This is a genomic window from Streptomyces sp. NPDC056835 (assembly GCF_042789485.1).
GTDB lineage: Bacteria > Actinomycetota > Actinomycetes > Streptomycetales > Streptomycetaceae > Streptomyces.
On sequence record NZ_JBHUBB010000032.1, the window covers coordinates 26,975 to 44,777 of the forward strand.

Here is a 17,803-nt window from a genome sequence, read left to right on the forward strand (position 1 = left end):
GTACCGTCTGCCCCGCCCTTCGGGCGAACGACGCCGCTTCTGAGGGGCAGGGTCAGACCGTCCAGGTCGATTCGAGGTCGACGACGTCTCCCGCCAGCGCCGCCACGTCCGCGGCCGTCTGCGCGCGCAGGGTCAGCCGCTCCACCCGTTCGACCCGGTACTTTCCGTGCTCGGCCGCCGACTGCCACATGGACAGCACTATGAACTCATGACCGGGCGCCTCCCCGAACAGTCCCCGCACCATCCCGGGCGATCCCGCCATCGCGGGGTTCCAGACCTTCTCCTGCATCAGCGCGAAATGCTCGACCCGGTCCTCGTGCACCTTGCAGTGCGCGACCCGCACCACATCGGCGTCGGTGAAACGCGGCTCGAAGCCGGTCTTCACATCGAAGCGGTAGTCGAAGAGTTTGACCTGGATGTCACGATGCGTCCCCGCCTGTGCGGCGGCGAGCCGGTCGTGTGAGCGCGCCATGAACGAGTCGTAGAACGCGCGGCTCTCCCAGAACGAGAAGACATGCGCGACGCCCGGCCTCGCTCTGCTCCATCCTCCGCTCTGTCCCCTGAACCCCGGCTCACCGAGCAACCCCGCCCATTTCCGCTGCCCGCGCTCGAAACCTCGACGGTCGGTCACGGTGCAGCGAATCCACTTGACCAGCACCGCGCCATCGTACGGCGCGGAACGTGGCATCGGTCACGCCCGTCGTGGACAGGAAAGAGACACGGTACGGACAGCCGACGAGGCGAGTATCGGCCAACGTGGCGTCAACTGGACTGATCGCGGGACAGGTTGTCAGTGCCCGGGACTAGCCTTGTGTCCACGGCTTGGAGATCCGGCCCGGTTCGGAAGAGGGGGAAGACTCATGAACAACCTCACCAGAGGGGCGGAGAAGATCGAGGTCACGCTCAAATGGGACCCCAGTCCCCTGGGCGCGCCCCCGCACGATCTCGACCTGGTCGCCGCGACGTACACCTCCGACTCCCCGAGCGGCGCCCCCGCCTATCTGGTCCATTTCGACAGCCGTTCACCGGACGGCACGATCACGCTGGACCGGCAGAGCCGGACGGGCCAGGGCTTCGGCTCCGACGAGGAGATGACGCTGGAGCTGGTGCGGCTGGCATCGTCCTATACCCGCGTGGTGGTGGGCGTGGCCATTCAGCAGCGCGACGGGCGGCGGACGTTCGGCGACATAGTCAATGCCTCGGCCCGCGTCCTTGAGGGATATACGGAGCTGGCCGCTTACGACTTCGCCGGGGTGGCCGGCGCCACGGCGGCGACGTTCGCGGAGTTCGCCCGGGACCCCTCGGGGGCCTGGCGCTTCCACCCGGTGGTCCGCGGATTCGACACCGACCTCCAGTCCTTCGGCGCCCTGATGGGCGGCGCGTGACCTACGGCATGGGCGGCGCGTGATCTACGGCGTGGGCGGCGCGTGGCCTACGGCCCCGAGGGGCGGCGGCCGTTCGGGCCACCGCCCCTCGGGGACTTTGAAGACACGCCCTACGGCTCAGCTGCAGCCGCTGGTGGAACCGCATCCCTCGCAGATGTAGCAGGACCCGGCCCGCTGCATCTTCGTACCGCAGGAGAAGCAGAGCGGCGCGTCGGCGCTGATGCCGAGCTGCATCTCCACCAGTTCGGCCGAGGTGTGCGCCTCCTTGGGCGCAGGGACCACGGCCGCCGCCGGCGCGGCGGGGGTCGGGGTCACCGCCTTCAGCGTCTCCTGCCTGCGCGGGGCCGACTGGGCCAGGTTCTCGATGTCGATGGCGTCCTCGTCCATCGACGGCTCGTACGAACCGGTGTCCAGGTGGCGCTGGCGCTCCTCGGCGGAGTGGATGCCGAGCGCTGAGCGGGTCTCGAAGGGAAGGAAGTCCAGCGCGAGACGGCGGAAGATGTAGTCGACGATCGACTGCGCCATCCGTACGTCCGGGTCGTCCGTCATACCGGCCGGCTCGAAGCGCATGTTGGTGAACTTCGATACGTACGTCTCCAGCGGGACGCCGTACTGCAGACCGACCGAGACCGCGATCGAGAAGGCGTCCATCATGCCCGCGAGGGTCGAGCCCTGCTTGGACATCTTGAGGAAGACCTCGCCGAGACCGTCGTCGGGGTAGGAGTTGGCGGTCATGTAGCCCTCGGCGCCGCCCACCGTGAAGGAGGTGGTCAGGCCGGGACGGCCCTTCGGGAGACGCTTACGGACCGGGCGGTACTCAATGACCTTCTCCACCGCCTGGCGGATGGTGTCCTCGGCCTTCTCCGCGACCTTCTCGTCCTTCTTCTTCGCGGAGAGCGGCTGACCGACCTTGCAGTTGTCGCGGTAGATGGCGAGCGCCTTGACGCCCATCTTCCACGCCTCGAAGTAGACCTCCTCGACGTCCTCGACGGTGGCGGTCTCCGGCAGGTTCACCGTCTTGGACAGCGCGCCGCTGATCCACGGCTGGATCGCCGCCATCATGCGGACGTGACCCATGGCGGAGATGGAGCGCTCGCCCATCGCGCAGTCGAAGACCTCGTAGTGCTCGGTCTTCAGGCTCGGCGCGTTGATCACATTGCCGTTCTCGGCGATGTGGGCGACGATCGCCTCGATCTGCTCCTCCTGGTAGCCCAGCCGGCGCAGGGCCTGCGGGACGGTGCCGTTGACGATCTGCATCGAGCCGCCGCCGACCAGCTTCTTGAACTTGACCAGCGCGAGGTCGGGCTCCAGTCCGGTGGTGTCGCAGGACATCGCGAGACCGATGGTGCCGGTGGGCGCGATGACCGAGGCCTGCGCGTTGCGGAAGCCGTTCTTCTCGCCCAGCCGGAGTACGTCCTGCCAGGCCTCCGTGGCCGCGGCCCAGACCGGGGTGTCCAGGTCATCGACCCGGGGCGCGGTGGCGTTGGCGTCGGAGTGCTGCTTCATGACGCGCTTGTGCGGCTCGGCGTTGCGGGCGAAGCCGTCGTACGGGCCGACGACCGCGGCCAGCTCGGCGGAGCGGCGGTACGAGGTTCCGGTCATCAGCGAGGTGATGGCCCCGGCCAGCGAACGGCCGCCGTCGGAGTCATAGGCGTGACCCGTCGCCATCAGCAGGGCGCCGAGGTTGGCGTAACCGATGCCGAGCTGACGGAAGGCGCGGGTGTTCTCACCGATCTTCTGCGTCGGGAAGTCCGCGAAGCAGATGGAGATGTCCATCGCGGTGATGACCAGCTCGACGACCTTGGCGAAGCGCTCGGACTCGAAGGACTGGTTGCCCTTGCCGTCGTCCTTGAGGAACTTCATCAGGTTCAGCGAGGCCAGGTTGCACGAGGTGTTGTCCAGGTGCATGTACTCACTACACGGGTTCGAGCCGTTGATCCGGCCGGACTCGGGGCAGGTGTGCCAGCGGTTGATGGTGTCGTCGTACTGGATGCCCGGGTCGGCACAGGCCCAGGCCGCCTCGGCCATCTTGCGGAAGAGGGACTTCGCCTCGACCTCTTCGATGACCTCACCCGTCATCCGGGCGCGCAGGCCGAACTTGCCGCCCGCCTCGACGGCCTTCATGAACTCGTCGTTCACCCGGACCGAGTTGTTGGCGTTCTGGTACTGGACGGACGTGATGTCGTCGCCGCCCAGGTCCATGTCGAAGCCCGCGTCACGCAGGGCGCGGATCTTCTCCTCTTCCTTGACCTTGGTCTGGATGAAGTCCTCGATGTCCGGGTGGTCGACATCGAGGATGACCATCTTGGCCGCGCGACGGGTGGCGCCACCGGACTTGATCGTTCCGGCGGAGGCGTCGGCACCACGCATGAAGGAGACCGGGCCCGAGGCATTGCCCCCGGAGGAAAGCAGCTCCTTGGAGGAACGGATCCGGGAGAGGTTCAGACCGGCGCCCGAGCCTCCCTTGAAGATCATCCCCTCTTCCTTGTACCAGTCGAGGATCGAGTCCATGGAGTCGTCGACGGACAGGATGAAGCAGGCGGAGACCTGCTGCGGCTGAGGCGTGCCGACGTTGAACCACACCGGCGAGTTGAAGCTGAAGACCTGGTGCAGGAGGGCGTAGGCCAGCTCGTGCTCGAAGATCTCGGCGTCCGCGGGCGAGGCGAAGTACTGGTACTCCTCACCGGCCTTGCGGTACGTCTTCACGATCCGGTCGATGAGCTGCTTGAGACCGGTCTCGCGCTGCGGGGTGCCGACGGCCCCGCGGAAGTACTTGCTGGTGACGATGTTGACCGCGTTCAGAGACCAGAAGTCGGGGAACTCGACGCCACGCTGCTCGAAATTGACCGAGCCGTCGCGCCAATTGGTCATCACGACGTCACGGCGCTCCCAGACCACCTCGTCGTACGGGTGCACGCCGGGGCTCGTATGAATGCGCTCGATACGCAGTCCCTTGCCGCCCTTGGTCCCCTTGGCCCGGGAACCTCGTGCCGAGCCGCTCGCCGTCTCTGTCATGCCGCCTCCCATATACGTACAAAAACGCGCTGAAGTGCCAAGTTCTTCCCATGGCACTGGCGTGTGTGTCTGATGCCTCGGGTGCGCACAGGGCACCCGTGACAGGTCTTTTGCCGCCGCGGAGCGGCCAGGATCGGGCCGGCCGGTCAGTCCGCGGCGGTGGCGGGCACGGGGACCTCGCTGGCCCCGTCGACGCCGGTTTCCTCTGAGGGGGGCCGCTCGCGCAGTTCCGCGATGGCGGCCTCGAAGTCTTCGAGCGAGTTGAACGCCCGGTACACGGATGCGAAGCGCAGGTACGCGACGAGGTCGAGTTCCCGCAGTGGGCCGAGTATGGCCAGCCCCACGTCGTGGGTGGTCAGCTCGGCGCTCCCGGTGGCGCGCACCGCTTCCTCGACCCGCTGGCCGAGCTGAGCGAGGGCGTCCTCGGTGACCGGCCGTCCCTGGCACGCCTTGCGCACGCCTGAGATGACCTTGGTACGGCTGAAGGGTTCGGTCACACCGCTGCGCTTGATCACCATCAGTGAGGCGGTCTCCACCGTGGTGAAACGGCGGGAGCAGTCGGGGCACTGACGGCGGCGGCGGATCGACGTCCCGTCGTCGGTGGTGCGACTGTCGACGACACGGCTGTCGGGGTGCCTGCAGAAGGGACAGTGCATGGTTCCCTACCCTCCTTCACAGCGCGACTGAATAGCCTCGTCAGGGCCCGGAAACGAGCCCCTCGAAGCACCCCCAGCATAGGCGATGGCCTCACCCCCAAAAGCGGGGGGACCACAACTTCTGGGTGGCCGCGACAATCCAACCACTAGATCTGGGGTTTGACTGCATCCTATGCCCCGGCGCGTGTCGCGTGTCGAGGCGGGTGCCCGGGCGAGCGCCCGGGCCCGCGCGGACCGGCCACGAGAGTACGGGAAGGGCGCGGCGAGCGGCCTTCCGGGCCGCCCGGTGGAACACTGGTCCCCGCCATGAAGGCGGCGACCGGGAGCCGGACGGTACGGTGGCGAGCGGCCCCGTACCGCGGCCATCGAGCCTGCGTATACACCCAGTCAGATACTCAAGGCGGACTCTCCGCAATTTTTCACTCGAACGTGTGTTTGGCGCAACCTTTCGAAAGCTACTACCGTTGTCCAGCTAGGGAGAACATTTCGAGAGGGGCCGACGTGACCACCACCGCAGACAGCGCCACCATCATCACTGCCCAGGACCGCTCCCAGAGCCGACATGAGCCGGTGCATGCCATGAATGACGTACTCACGAACCCGGAGGGCGCCAAGCCCACGCGTTCGTTGCCCGGCCGACCTCCAGGAATCAGGGCGGACAGCTCCGGACTCACGGACCGGCAGCGCAGGGTCATCGAGGTCATCCGTGACTCCGTGCAGCGGCGCGGATACCCGCCTTCCATGCGGGAGATCGGCCAGGCCGTGGGCCTCTCCAGCACCTCGTCGGTCGCCCATCAGCTGATGGCCCTGGAGCGCAAGGGCTTCCTGCGCCGTGATCCGCACCGGCCGAGGGCGTACGAGGTGCGCGGCTCCGACCAGCCGAGCACCCAGCAGACGGACACGACCGGCAAGCCGGCCGCCTCGTATGTCCCGCTGGTGGGGCGGATCGCCGCCGGCGGACCGATCCTCGCGGAGGAGTCCGTCGAGGATGTCTTCCCGCTCCCCCGCCAGCTGGTGGGTGACGGAGAGCTGTTCGTGCTGAAGGTCGTCGGTGACTCGATGATCGAGGCCGCCATCTGCGACGGTGACTGGGTGACGGTCCGCCGCCAGCCGGTCGCGGAGAACGGCGACATCGTCGCCGCGATGCTGGACGGCGAGGCGACGGTCAAGCGCTTCCGGCGCGAGGACGGCCATGTCTGGCTGCTCCCGCACAACGCGGCGTACCAACCGATCCCCGGTGACGACGCGACGATCCTCGGCAAGGTGGTGGCGGTCCTGCGCCGGGTGTGAGTACTCCACCGGCTCCGACCGGGCCCCGGAACCCCTGCGCCGGTTCCGGGGCCCTGCTTTATGCCCGCGCTTCATGCCCTCGCCTCATGCCCGCGCTTCATGCCCGCCTTGAGGGGTTGTCTCCCCTCACTGGCGTCCATTCATCAGCGTCCATCGGCCTGTGCGACGGCGTCGATCGACGCGAGGGAGCGCCGTACCTGATTACGGTCCGTGGTGTACCAGAAGTCGGGCAGTGACGCACGCAGAAAGCTTCCGTACCGGGCGTTGGCCAGCCTCGGGTCCAGTACGGCCACGACGCCGCGGTCCCCGCTCGCCCGCACCAGACGTCCGGCGCCCTGGGCCATCAGCAGGGCGGCATGCGTCGCCGCCACGGCCATGAACCCATTGCCGCCCGCCTCCTCGACCGCCTTCTGCCGCGCGCTCATCAGCGGATCGTCGGGACGCGGGAAGGGAATCCGGTCCATCACCACGAGCTGCGAGCTGGGGCCCGGCACATCGACGCCCTGCCACAGGGAGAGCGTGCCGAACAGGCAGGTCTTCGGATCGGCGGCGAACGCCTTGATCAGCTCGCCGAGCGTCTCCTCGCCCTGGAGCAGGATCGGGGCGTCGAGCCTGCCCCGCAGCTCCTCGGCGGCCGCCTGGGCGGCCCGCATCGAGGAGAAGAGCCCGAGCGTACGGCCGCCCGCCGCCTCCACCAGCTCCGCCAGCTCATCCATCATGTCGCCGCGCGAGCCCTCCCGGCCCGGTGTGGCCAGATGGCGCGCGACATAGAGGATGCCCTGCTTGCGGTAGTCGAACGGCGAGCCGACATCGATGCCCTTCCACCGCGGGACGTCGTCGCCCTCGGTGCCTTCCGGCGCCAGGCCCAGCGAGGCGCCCACGCCGTTGAAGTCGCCGCCGAGCTTCAGTGTCGCGGAGGTGAGCACGACGGATCGGTCGGTGAAAAGCTTCTCCCGCAGCAGTCCCGACACGGAGAGCGGAGCGACGCGGAGCGACGCGCCGAACCGGTCGTGCCGTTCGTACCAGACGACGTCCCACTCGGAACCGTTGGCGATCCGCTCGGCGACACTGTGGACGGACTCGACGGAGGCGAGCGCCTGCTTCCGTACGACATCCTCGTCCTGAACGGACTTGTCACGGGTCGAGCCGAGCGCCGAGATGACCGTACGGGCCGCGTCGCGCAGCGCCATCAGCGCGTAGCCCAGGTCCTCGGGGATCTCTTCGAGCCGCCCGGGCAGGGCCAGCTCCATCAGCCGCTCGAAGGTCTCGGCCGCCGTCTGCAAGGCGTCCGCGGCCTTCTCGTTCACCAGCTTCGCCGAGCGGCGCACGGCCCGCTGGACCTGCCCCGGGGTCAGCTCACCGGTGGCCACTCCGGTGACCCGTGAGACCAGCTCATGGGCCTCGTCGACGATCAGCACCTCGTGCTGGGGAAGGACCGGGGCGCCCTCGATCGCGTCGATCGCCAGGAGCGCGTGGTTGGTGACGACGACCTCGGCGAGCTTGGCGCGCTCACGCGCCAACTCGGCGAAGCACTCCGCGCCATAGGCGCACTTCGTCGCCCCCAGGCACTCCCGCGACGAGACGGAGATCTGGGCCCAGGCGCGGTCGGAGACACCGGGCGTCAGATCGTCGCGGTCGCCGGTCTCGGTCTCGTCCGCCCAGTCCCGCATCCGCAGCAGGTCCTGGCCCAGCTTGCTGGTGGGCGCGGCCGCCTCGAACTGGTCGAAGAGGCCGTCCTCCTCGTCCTGCGGCATCCCCTCATGCAGCCGGTGCAGACAGAGATAGTTGGAGCGTCCCTTGAGCATGGCGAACTCGGGCCGCCGCCGCAGCAGGGGGTGCAGCGCGTCGACCGTACGCGGAAGGTCTCGCTCCACGAGCTGGCGCTGCAACGCCAGGGTGGCCGTCGCCACCACGACCCGTTCGCCATGGGCCAGGGCCGGCACCAGATAGCCCAGTGACTTACCGGTACCGGTGCCGGCCTGGACGAGCAGATGGGACGGGGCGTCGATGGCTTCGGCGACGGCCTCGGCCATGGTGACCTGGCCTGGCCGTTCCACGCCGCCGACGGAGCTGACGGCGGCGTGGAGGAGCTCGGGGAGTGTTGGCTTCGTCATAGCCCGACCACCCTACGGGGCGTCGCTGACAATGGAGGTCACTCGCCCGGCCGCCGGACGGCGAGCGGGTTGGGAACCGTACCGTGCACGGCGGCGTGCGGCCGGTGGGAGCGGTCCCGGTAGCCGTCGAGATGCAGCCGGTTCCGGTTGAGGCAGAGACGCTGGATACGGGGCGTGAGCAGGTCGAAGGTCTCGAACCGCTCCTTCAGCTCCGGGAACCGGGCCTGGTGGCGCAGGATCTCCGCCCGTACGAGGGACCAGAACTCGTCCTCGGGCACGCCCAGTTGGTCCTGGCACAGCGGCGCGAGATAGCGGAAGACGCCGACGAAGAGCCCTGAATGGATGAACTGGGTGAGGAAGGACGGCTCTTCCGTCAGAAGAACGCTCTTCACGTCCTCGGGCATCGATTCGTGCTCGGGCAACGGCCGCGCGCTGATGTTCACATCGTCGACGAAGTCCTTGATCGCGAGCCGTACCGGCACGTCCTGGCCGTCGAAGACGACGATGGCGTTCTCGCCGTGCGGGGAGAAGACCGTCCCGTAGCGGTAGAGGAAGTGCAGCAGGGGCGGAAGCAGCGCGGAGAAGAGCCGCTGGAGCCAGTCGGCGGGCATGAGTCCCGAACGCGCGACGAGTTCGGCGGTGAACGCCCGGCCGTGCGGATCCGTATGGATGAGCGAGGCGAGCGTACGGGCGCGCTCACCGGATGCCAGCCGGGCCTGAAGGGGCTCGCGCCAGATCGCGCCGAGCAGTTCCTTGTACTGGTACGGAACCTCTGGGAGGTGGTCGTAGAGGGGGTGTTCAACCGTTACGGAGGCGACTTCACCGAGCAGGATCACCCCGCACTCGTCGCGGAGGAAGGCGTCCGCGTCGCGCACTCCGTGCATCCACGCGGTGACGGCGGGGGCGGCGAGCGTGCGCTCCGTGGGAAGGCCGCGCCAGACAAGGGTGTTGAGGATGGACAGCGGCAATTTGACCGTGTGCCGCTCGGGCCGGCCGAGATTGAGGAAGGTACGGATGGACTGCTGCGGCAGCCGGAGGTCACCGTCGGTGGGGAGCGGGACGATCGCCCCCTCGGCTATGGCGGGGGCGTAGAGCTGGAGCAGCACCTCGTCCCACTGCCAGGGATGTACGGGGAGGTAGAGATAGCCGGCGGGATCGAGCCCCCGGCCGCGGAGTATGGAGTCGAAGCGCTCGCGGACGGCGGCGTCGAGTTCGCCCGCGTAGAGCAGATCGGGCGTCTCCAGCGAGCCGACTCCCCGGTAGGTGGCGAGTGAGGTGCTGGCCGCGATCCAGGGGAGCTCGGTCGGTGTGCGGGCCTCGGGCGCCCAGCGGTCGGTATCGGTGGCGGAGAAGCCGCCCCGGCCCTTGTTGAGGACGATCCAGGGGTGGCCGGTCTGGTGTCCTTCGAGTTCGGCGTAGCCGAGGTCGGCGAGGCGTCCGGCGCCGAGCGCGGTGTGCTCAAGCTTGGCGTCGGCGGCGATGGTGGTGGTGAGCTCACGGACGAGATGGCCGAGGGTCGCGCCGTCGAGGGCGAGCAGCCGGCGGGACAGCAGCAGAAAGCGGAGGGGATCGGTGAAGGGCCGGCCGTCGCAGGCGAGGGAGCCGGGATCGACGCGCCAGCTGTCGTAGGCACCGCGTGTCGCGCGGAAGGTGAGCGTCTCGCCGGCGTCGAGCGTGAGGGCGTACGGAAGACCGTCCGTGGCGGCGGCCCGGCCGTCGGCGGCCTCGTGGGCCCCCGGCACGGGCGTCGGCTCGATGATCTCCTCGTACGCGAATTCACCGAGCAGCTTGGCGAGGAGGCGGCCTGCGGCCCGCTCCCAGGTCGGCTGGTTCAGCTCGGGTGGCGAGAACAGCCCGGCCGGCTCGCTGGAAACGGCGGAGTGGCCGGGGGATATGGGGCCGGTGGGACCGGCGGAGTCATGGGTCGCGGGGGACGTCGGCACGTGGACTCCTCGGGGACGGAACCGATGGGAACGAGCGGATCGTGCGGGGTGGGCGTCGCGCGGGGTGGCCAGGGGAGCTGATCGTTCACAGCAGGTCGCGCAGGGCACGGTCACGGACCATGAGGGCGGCTCGTTTGTCGGGCAGGTCGACTTCCGCGGAGAACCGGAACCCGGCGCTGAGGAAGGCGGCGACGGAGGGCGTGTTACGGAGGTCGGGCTCGGCGATGACGCGCCCGCAGCGCGGACGGTGGTCGAGGACGAGATCGGAGACGGCTCTGAGGAGGGTGGTGCCGACTCCGCGGCCACGGTTGGCGACGCCTCCCACCAGGAGGTGGATCCCGGTGTCGTGCGGGCGTGCGGGGTAGTGCCGCGCGAGCGGGTCGAGGTCGGCGCGGTAGATCTCCCAGTAGCTCATCGGCACTCCGTCGAGCACGCCGAGACAGGGGGCGCTGCGGCCGTCGCCTTCGAGCTGTGGGCGCAGATGGCCGGCGGTGATCTCGTCGGGCCCCGCCAGCTCCCAGAAGGCGGCGACGGCGGGGTCGTTCATCCAGCGGCTGATCAGCGCCAGATCGCGGGTGAGGCGTACCGGCACGAGCTGGAAGACACCCGCGGAGGTGGCGGCGGGCCCCCATCCGGCGGGGGCGTCGAGCAGATCACCGGCCGGGAGGTCGTCGTACGAGGGGGTCAGGGCCACCGGATCGCCCTCCCCGAACAGTGCGACGAGCTCGTCGGACAACCGCATGTCGACGGTGTCATCGGGGCCCCCGCCGGTATGCGGGGTGGGGCCGGCTCCGGTGTCGGTGCCGGCATCGGTGGGAGACACGGTGGCGCTCTCCTCTCGGCGGTGCGGACGGTTCGGGTCCTTCAATGGCGAAGGGGGTTGGCGATGGTGACGTAGACGGACTGGGTGTCGACGGGCCCGACCAGTTCGTCGAGGCCGTGCAGCCGGGTGAGCAGGTTCGCCTTGCAGCGGAGGGTGGGGGACTCCAACAGCCGCTCGGGCAGCGGTGAGCCGAGGCGCGCCGCTCCGGTGAGGAACTGGCGGAAGGCGGCGATCAGGACGCTTTCGTCGGCGAGGCCCTGGGCGCCGAACGCCCCGATCAGACCGAGGACGTTGTTGATGCCGAGGTAGTAGGCGAAGCGTTCGTCGGTGACGTCGTCGGAGACGAAGGTGTCGCTGGCGGCACCGATGCCGGGCAGCCGGTGCTCCAGCGAGGCGCGATGGGATTCGCGGAAGTAGTAGCCCTGGTTGTCGCGGTAGCGACCGCCGACGGGCCAGCCCGCGGCGTCGAGGAGTACCAGCGTGTTCTGCTGGTGCGCCTCCAGGGCGATGCCCGCCGTACCGTCCAGCCAGAGCACCGGGCGTACGACCTGGTCCAGATAGCGCAGGAACCACTCGGCGGCGACGGCCCCGCCGGTGCGGCCGGTGCGGGCGGCGAGCGTGGAGACGATCTCGGCCAGCCGCGACCGCATGCCGGTACGGCCGGGACAGGGGCGCGCGGCGGTGAGTCCGGCGATGCAGACGGCGTCGTCCCCGGCGGTGAACGGGTTGTGGCGCAGCATGACGTCGAGTCCGGTCACGGCCTCGCCGTCCTCGGTGTCGACGGCGAGCCAGGCGGGATCGCGGACGATGTCGAAGCCGGGGTGGGCGGCCTGCCACTCCTTGGTGAGTCCGCTGCGCAGCAGCCGCTGGACCTCGACGCCGCGGTGCAGTTCCTTGCGCAGGTTCTCGCGGCGGGAGTTGGTGATGCGTACCCCGAGGGAGAGCTTGAGCATGGCGGGGGCGCCGGGCCGGTAGACGGTACGGATCGAGGAAGTGGGGTGCCAGGGGGCGCCGTGAGGGCCCAGGTCATGGAGGAGACCGGCGTCGAGGAGGCGGGCCACGGCGGGGCGGTGCCTCAACTCACGTGCCTGCCAGGGGTGGAGGGGCAGGGCGACGGTGTGCTCGGGAAGGGGGACGTCGCCGAGGAGGCGTGCCGTGAGCGTGCCGGCGGGCAGGACGCGGCCCTGCTCGGTCCAGGCGGAGTCGGTGGCGAGTACGGACCGGTCGACGGCCATCCAGTGCAGCGGGAACGAGCCCCGTGACTCCGGTGAGTAGAGCCGGGCTTCGGCCTCGGAGAGCCCTTCCCGGCTCTTGGGCGTGGGATGCAGCGGATGGCCGAGGAGGAGTGACTGCTCGGCGGTGAGGAACAGGTCGGCGTCGGGGGCGGTTTCGGGGCGGCGCCGCCGGTCGGCGAGGAAGTCGGCCGTGTGGAGCAGGGAGTTGGCGACCCTGCCGACCAGTTCCCCGCCCTGGTAGCGGCCCGATTCGCGGCCGAGGAGAGCGGCGACGGTGACGGCCTCGGCGGCCGGGGCGTCCCGGGGGGCGCTTTCCAGGAACGGCATCCCGAAGCGGTGCCAGCCCGTCACCGACCAGTACCGGACGGGGACGAGGAGCGCGGTGCCACTGGCGTGGAGGGGGATCCGGAGGACCTGGCCCTCGGGGCGTGGCAGATCGTTCTCCCTGACCCAGCAGCGCAGCAGGTTCTCGACGGCCGCCGCGTCGGCCGCCTTCAGCGGGTCGGGATGGTCGAGCTGGTCGGCCACCGGGACACCGGCGAACGCGTCGGCACCGGTGGCGAGTTGGCCGTCGAAGCCGCCCGTCGGCTGCCGTGGCACCGTGGTCGGCTCGACGGTACCGGCGGCGTGGGACGCGTCCTGCCCCCGGTCAGGTCCTCCGGGGTGGGCGGTGGGGCGGCCGGTGGCCTCGGGCACATCAGGTGCGGGGGTGGAGTTCACGGCGGGGGCTTCCTTGTGAGGGTGTCCGGGGGGCGGTTCTAGGGACCGGTTTCTTTACGGTGGAGTGCGGCGCGCTCGGCGGCGGCCAGGGCGTCGGCGAAGCGGTCGAGGACCGCGACGGCCTGCTCGTCGGTGAGTGTGAGCGGCGGAAGCAGCCGTACGACGGCGGCCCTGCGTCCGCCGAGTTCCACGATGAGGCCGCGGCTCAGACACTCCCGCTGGACGGCTGTGGCGAGGGCCGGATCCGGCGGGGCCGGGTCGCCGGCCTCCGGGGCGACGAGTTCCACACCGATCATGAGACCACGGCCCCGTACGTCTCCGATACAGGGATGGTTGGCGGCCAGCCCCTGGAGCTGCCCCAGCATGCGCGCGCCGAGGATCGCGGCGCGGTCGGCGAGGTGGTTCTCCCGTACGTAGGCGAGGGTGGCCGCGCCCGCCGCCATCGCGAGCTGGTTGCCGCGGAAGGTGCCCGCGTGGGCGCCCGGCGGCCAGCAGTCGAGATCCGAGTGGTAGACGATCACGGCCAGCGGAAGGGAGCCACCGATGGCCTTGGACATCACCATCACATCGGGGGTGATCCCGCTGTGCTCCACGGCCCAGAAGGTGCCGGTCCTGCCGACTCCGGTCTGTACCTCGTCGGCGATGAGCGGGATGGAACGGTCGGCGGTGATCTCGCGCATCCTGCGCAGCCAGCTGTCGGGGGCGGGGATCACCCCGCCCTCGCCCTGCACCGGTTCGAGGATCATTCCGCCGGGGGCGGCCAGGCCGCCCTTGGGGTCGTCGAGCAGGTTCTCGGTCCAGCGCGCGGCGAGTTCGGCGCCGCGCTCCCCGCCGATGCCGAACGGGCAGCGGTACTCGTACGGATAGGGCAGCCGGGTCACCCGTACGTCCTCGGCTCCTCCGGAGGCGGCGAGCGCGCCCGCCGTCATCCCGTGGTACGCGCCGGTGAAGGCGAGGAGCCCGCCGCGGCCGGTGGCGGTGCGGACGAGCTTGAGCGCGGCCTCGACGGCGTCGGTGCCCGCGGGGCCGCAGAACTGCACCCGGGCGTTCTCGGCGAACCGCGGTGGCAGGGTGGCGAACAGCTCGGTGGTGAAAGCGTCCTTGACGGGTGTGGCGAGGTCGAGGACATGGAGCGGGGCCCCGGAGTCGAGGACCTTCCTGATCGCGTCGAGAACGACCGGATGGTTGTGCCCCAGGGCCAGCGTGCCCGCGCCGGACAGGCAGTCCAAATACCGCCGCCCGTCGGCGCCTTCGATGGTCAGCCCCCGTGCGCGCACGGGCACGATGGGCAGGGACCTCGCATACGTGCGGGCCGCCGATTCCCGTAAGGACTGGCGCCGGAGAATGCCCTCGTGGGCGACGGTCGGTGCCGCTGGAGGGGGTTCGGTCACGGCCACGGCTGTCGGTCCTCCCGTTGTCGCATTTCATGTCACAGTCAGTCGTCTGTCAGTACGGCGCCCGGCCGCCGAATGTTCGGCGGTGGACGCCGGCTTGAGACGGGGCGCCCGCCCCGTACGTACAAACGACGGAGAGTGCCCGGGATCACGGGCAGTCGAAAGATCCTTGGCCGCGGAACCACGGCCCTGCCGCGCGCCGTCCCCATCGGCACCGGCATAGTGGGGGGCCGTTGTCCCGGCTCCGGCACCGCGGCCGGGACGCGCCAGCCGTTTCACCGTTCCGAACTGTCCGAAGTCCCAGGGGGATACACACCATGCGACTCATTCGCCGCACGCTCACCGCACCTCGTGGAAGGAGCACACGGCGCAGAACCTCCCCCGTCCTCGCCGCGACCGCGATGGCCGCGGCGCTCGTACTGACGGCCACGGCCTGCGGGCCGGAGGAGGACAACGCCACCGCCCCGGCGAGCGACGCCGCCACCGCCTCGTCCGACGGCAAGATCCGGATACCCGACGAGCTCAAGGACCGGCTCAAGGAGCACGGATTCGATCTGGACAAGTGGAGGAACGGCGAGTGGAAGAACTGGGACAAGGACACCTGGCTGCGTGAGGCCAAGGACTACATCAATCCGATCATCGAGGGCCTGTGGGACCCGGACCGGATGCGGGACGCGGAGAAGCCGCCGGAGAAGGCGGTCGACGATCAGGACATCTCCGGTGACGCGGGCGTGACCGACCCGACTCCGGAGCCGGTCGCCGCGCAGGCGGTGAACGCGCCGTACCGCGAGAACGCCGCCGAGGCAGGCAAGTTGTTCTTCGACGGCCCCGAGGGCTCGATGGTCTGCTCCGCGACCGTGGTCGAGGATCCGGCCCACCCCGGTAAGTCCAACCTGGTGTGGACCGCGGGCCACTGCGTGCACGCGGGCAAGACCGGCGGCTGGTACCGCAACCTCGCCTTCGTCCCCTCGTACAACAACAGCGGTCTGTCGATGGCCGAACTGGAGACGGCTCCCAAGGAGCGGATCGCTCCGGAGGGCGTGTGGTGGGCCGACTGGGCGCAGACCTCCGAGCAGTGGATCGCGCAGGGCGCCTCGAAGGGCGGACAGGGCGCGCCGTACGACTTCGCGGTCATCCATGTCACCCCGGAGAAGGGCGGCTCCGGCAAGTCCCTTGAGGAGACGGTCGGTTCGGCGCTGCCCGTGGAGTTCAACGCTCCGGCCACCCCGCAGATCGACTCCATGACGGCGACCGGCTACCCGGCTGGGCCGCCGTTCGACGGCCAGAAGCTCTTCCAGTGCCAGGACAAGCCGGGCCGGCTGTCGCTGACGGCCGACGACCCGACGATGTACCGGGTCGGCTGCACCATGACCGGTGGTTCGTCCGGTGGCGGCTGGGTCGCGAACGGCGCGGACGGCAAGCCCGCGCTGGTGTCCAACACCTCCATCGGCCCGGTCACGGCCGGCTGGCTCGCCGGGCCGCGTCTCGGTGATATCGCCAAGGGCATCTACGACGGGGTCAGCGAGAAGTTCGCCGGTCAGTGACGCACGGGCCGGTCACGGCCGGCAGCGGCACGGACAGCGGCCGTACGGCCGAGGGCCCGCCCCCTCCTCGCGGGGGGGGCGGGCCCTCGTCCTGTCCGGGCTTCCGGGGCCTTACGGTCAGCGGGCCACCGGCACATAGGGACTGAGCGCGGCGGCCAGCTCCTCGTGGACACGCGCCTTGACCACCGTGCCCTCCGGGGTGTGTTCCTCGGAGAGCACCTCGCCCTCGGCGTGAATCCGGGAGACGAGCGCGCCCTCGGTGTACGGGAGAAGCGCCTCGACCTCGACCTCGGGCCGGGGCAGTTCCTCGTCGATGAGTGCGAGCAGTTCGCCGATCCCCTGGCCGGTACGCGCCGAGACGGCGATCGCGTACCGCTCCGCGCGCAGCAGCCGCTGGAGCACCAGCGGATCGGCCGCGTCCGCCTTGTTGATCACCACGATCTCGCGTACGTCCACCGCGCCCACATCGCGGATCACCTCGCGCACGGCGGCCAGCTGCTCCTCCGGCGCGGGGTGCGAACCGTCCACCACATGCACGATCAGATCGGAGTCACCGACCTCTTCCATCGTGGAGCGGAACGCTTCGACGAGGTGATGCGGCAGATGCCGGACGAATCCGACCGTGTCGGCCAGGGTGTAGATCCGGCCGCTCGGGGTCTCGGCCCGGCGCACGGTCGGGTCGAGGGTGGCGAACAGCGCGTTCTCCACCAGCACGCCCGCGCCGGTGAGCCGGTTGAGCAGTGAGGACTTGCCCGCGTTGGTGTATCCGGCGATCGCGACCGACGGCACCTTGTTGCGCCGCCGCTCCTGCCGCTTGATCTCGCGGCCGGTCTTCATGTCCGCGATCTCCCGGCGCATCTTCGCCATCTTCTCGCGGATACGCCGCCGGTCTGTCTCGATCTTGGTCTCACCGGGACCGCGGGTGGCCATACCGCCACCGCCGCCGCCACCCATCTGACGGGACAGCGACTGACCCCAGCCGCGCAGCCGCGGCAGCATGTACTGCATCTGCGCCAGCGCGACCTGCGCCTTGCCCTCACGGGACTTGGCGTGCTGGGCGAAGATGTCCAGGATCAGGGCCGTACGGTCGACCACCTTGACCTTGACGACATCTTCGAGATGGATCAGCTGGCCGGGGCTCAGCTCACCGTCGCAGACGACGGTGTCGGCGCCGCTCTCCAGCACGATGTCCCGCAGCTCCTGCGCCTTGCCGGAGCCGATGTAGGTGGCCGGATCGGGCTTGTCACGGCGCTGGATCACGCCGTCGAGCACGAGCGCGCCCGCCGTCTCCGCGAGCGCCGCCAGCTCCGCGAGGGAGTTCTCGGCGTCCTGCACGGTCCCCGAGGTCCATACGCCGACCAGCACCACGCGCTCCAGGCGCAGCTGCCGGTACTCGACCTCGGTAACGTCTTCGAGCTCGGTGGAGAGGCCCACCACACGCCGTAGGGCCGCGCGCTCGGAGCGGTCGAACTGATCGCCGTCCCGGTCTCCGTCGATCTCTTGGCTCCAGGCGACGTCCTCTTCCATCAGGGCATCGGCCCGAAGGCTTTCCGTGCGGTGGTCCGCGAAGCGCTGCGCGTCCTGGGAAGGGGAGGAAGAGGAGGTCATTGGATCCTTACGTCTAGGGAACTCTGATACGTCGGTCACAACGCGTGACGGCGGGAAATGATTCCCGGCCGCGTCG

12 protein-coding genes are annotated in these 17,803 nt (G+C 69.7%); 3 read left to right on the plus strand and 9 right to left on the minus strand.

The features are described from left to right. Positions 1-52 precede the first annotated feature (52 nt). Positions 53-658 (minus strand): YdbC family protein, encoded by a 606-nt coding sequence (locus tag ACFRMN_RS30070; protein ID WP_030350129.1) that lies wholly within the window; start codon positions 656-658, stop codon positions 53-55. 202 nt (positions 659-860) lie between these two features. Here ACFRMN_RS30070 and ACFRMN_RS30075 point away from each other — a divergent pair, with 202 nt between their 5' ends. Continuing rightward, a complete protein-coding gene (locus ACFRMN_RS30075) occupies positions 861-1,385 on the plus strand; it encodes a TerD family protein (RefSeq protein WP_383025249.1) in 525 nt (174 codons plus the stop codon). 117 nt (positions 1,386-1,502) lie between these two features. Here the strand turns inward: ACFRMN_RS30075 and ACFRMN_RS30080 are convergent, their stop codons facing one another. Then, positions 1,503-4,400 (minus strand): vitamin B12-dependent ribonucleotide reductase, encoded by a 2,898-nt coding sequence (locus tag ACFRMN_RS30080; protein WP_383025251.1) that lies wholly within the window; start codon positions 4,398-4,400, stop codon positions 1,503-1,505. Between the two features lie 146 nt (positions 4,401-4,546). After that, positions 4,547-5,056, minus strand: a complete 510-nt coding sequence (gene nrdR / locus ACFRMN_RS30085; RefSeq protein ID WP_383025254.1) for a transcriptional regulator NrdR — start codon at positions 5,054-5,056, stop codon at positions 4,547-4,549. Positions 5,057-5,557: 501 nt separating this feature from the next. On the opposite strand from nrdR, the gene lexA reads away from it, so the two are divergent. Next, positions 5,558-6,346, plus strand: coding sequence for a transcriptional repressor LexA (lexA, locus tag ACFRMN_RS30090; RefSeq protein WP_383025256.1), 789 nt, complete (start codon positions 5,558-5,560; stop codon positions 6,344-6,346). A gap of 143 nt (positions 6,347-6,489) precedes the next feature. Here the strand turns inward: lexA and ACFRMN_RS30095 are convergent, their stop codons facing one another. From ACFRMN_RS30095 to ACFRMN_RS30115, 5 genes are all read right to left on the minus strand, one after another. After that, complete coding sequence (locus ACFRMN_RS30095; RefSeq protein WP_383025258.1) at positions 6,490-8,460, minus strand: ATP-dependent DNA helicase; 1,971 nt, start codon at positions 8,458-8,460, stop codon at positions 6,490-6,492. Between the two features lie 38 nt (positions 8,461-8,498). After that, on the minus strand, positions 8,499-10,403 hold the full coding sequence (locus ACFRMN_RS30100) for an IucA/IucC family protein (protein WP_383025261.1): 1,905 nt from the start codon (positions 10,401-10,403) through the stop codon (positions 8,499-8,501). An 85-nt stretch (positions 10,404-10,488) separates the two neighbouring features. After that, a complete protein-coding gene (locus tag ACFRMN_RS30105; protein ID WP_383025263.1) occupies positions 10,489-11,226 on the minus strand; it encodes a GNAT family N-acetyltransferase in 738 nt (245 codons plus the stop codon). Between the two features lie 41 nt (positions 11,227-11,267). Continuing rightward, positions 11,268-13,181 (minus strand): IucA/IucC family protein, encoded by a 1,914-nt coding sequence (locus ACFRMN_RS30110; protein ID WP_383025266.1) that lies wholly within the window; start codon positions 13,179-13,181, stop codon positions 11,268-11,270. A gap of 38 nt (positions 13,182-13,219) precedes the next feature. Next, positions 13,220-14,578 (minus strand): diaminobutyrate--2-oxoglutarate transaminase family protein, encoded by a 1,359-nt coding sequence (locus ACFRMN_RS30115; RefSeq protein ID WP_383025269.1) that lies wholly within the window; start codon positions 14,576-14,578, stop codon positions 13,220-13,222. Positions 14,579-14,892: 314 nt separating this feature from the next. On the opposite strand from ACFRMN_RS30115, the gene ACFRMN_RS30120 reads away from it, so the two are divergent. Then, positions 14,893-16,119 (plus strand): trypsin-like serine peptidase, encoded by a 1,227-nt coding sequence (locus ACFRMN_RS30120; protein ID WP_383025272.1) that lies wholly within the window; start codon positions 14,893-14,895, stop codon positions 16,117-16,119. A 117-nt stretch (positions 16,120-16,236) separates the two neighbouring features. Here ACFRMN_RS30120 and hflX read toward each other — a convergent pair whose 3' ends face one another. Then, positions 16,237-17,727: a GTPase HflX gene (gene hflX / locus ACFRMN_RS30125; protein ID WP_383025274.1), complete on the minus strand. Its 1,491-nt coding sequence runs from the start codon at positions 17,725-17,727 to the stop codon at positions 16,237-16,239. Positions 17,728-17,803: the final 76 nt, after the last annotated feature.

Bases quoted from the DNA above. Each gene is read 5' to 3' on its own strand.
- ACFRMN_RS30075 (WP_383025249.1), top strand. From the start codon at position 861: ATGAACAACCTCACCAGAGGGGCGGAGAAGATCGAGGTCACGCTCAAA.
- ACFRMN_RS30080 (WP_383025251.1), bottom strand. From the start codon at position 4,400: ATGACAGAGACGGCGAGCGGCTCGGCACGAGGTTCCCGGGCCAAGGGG.
- nrdR (WP_383025254.1), bottom strand. From the start codon at position 5,056: ATGCACTGTCCCTTCTGCAGGCACCCCGACAGCCGTGTCGTCGACAGT.
- ACFRMN_RS30095 (WP_383025258.1), bottom strand. From the start codon at position 8,460: ATGACGAAGCCAACACTCCCCGAGCTCCTCCACGCCGCCGTCAGCTCC.
- ACFRMN_RS30120 (WP_383025272.1), top strand. From the start codon at position 14,893: ATGCGACTCATTCGCCGCACGCTCACCGCACCTCGTGGAAGGAGCACA.
- hflX (WP_383025274.1), bottom strand. From the start codon at position 17,727: ATGACCTCCTCTTCCTCCCCTTCCCAGGACGCGCAGCGCTTCGCGGAC.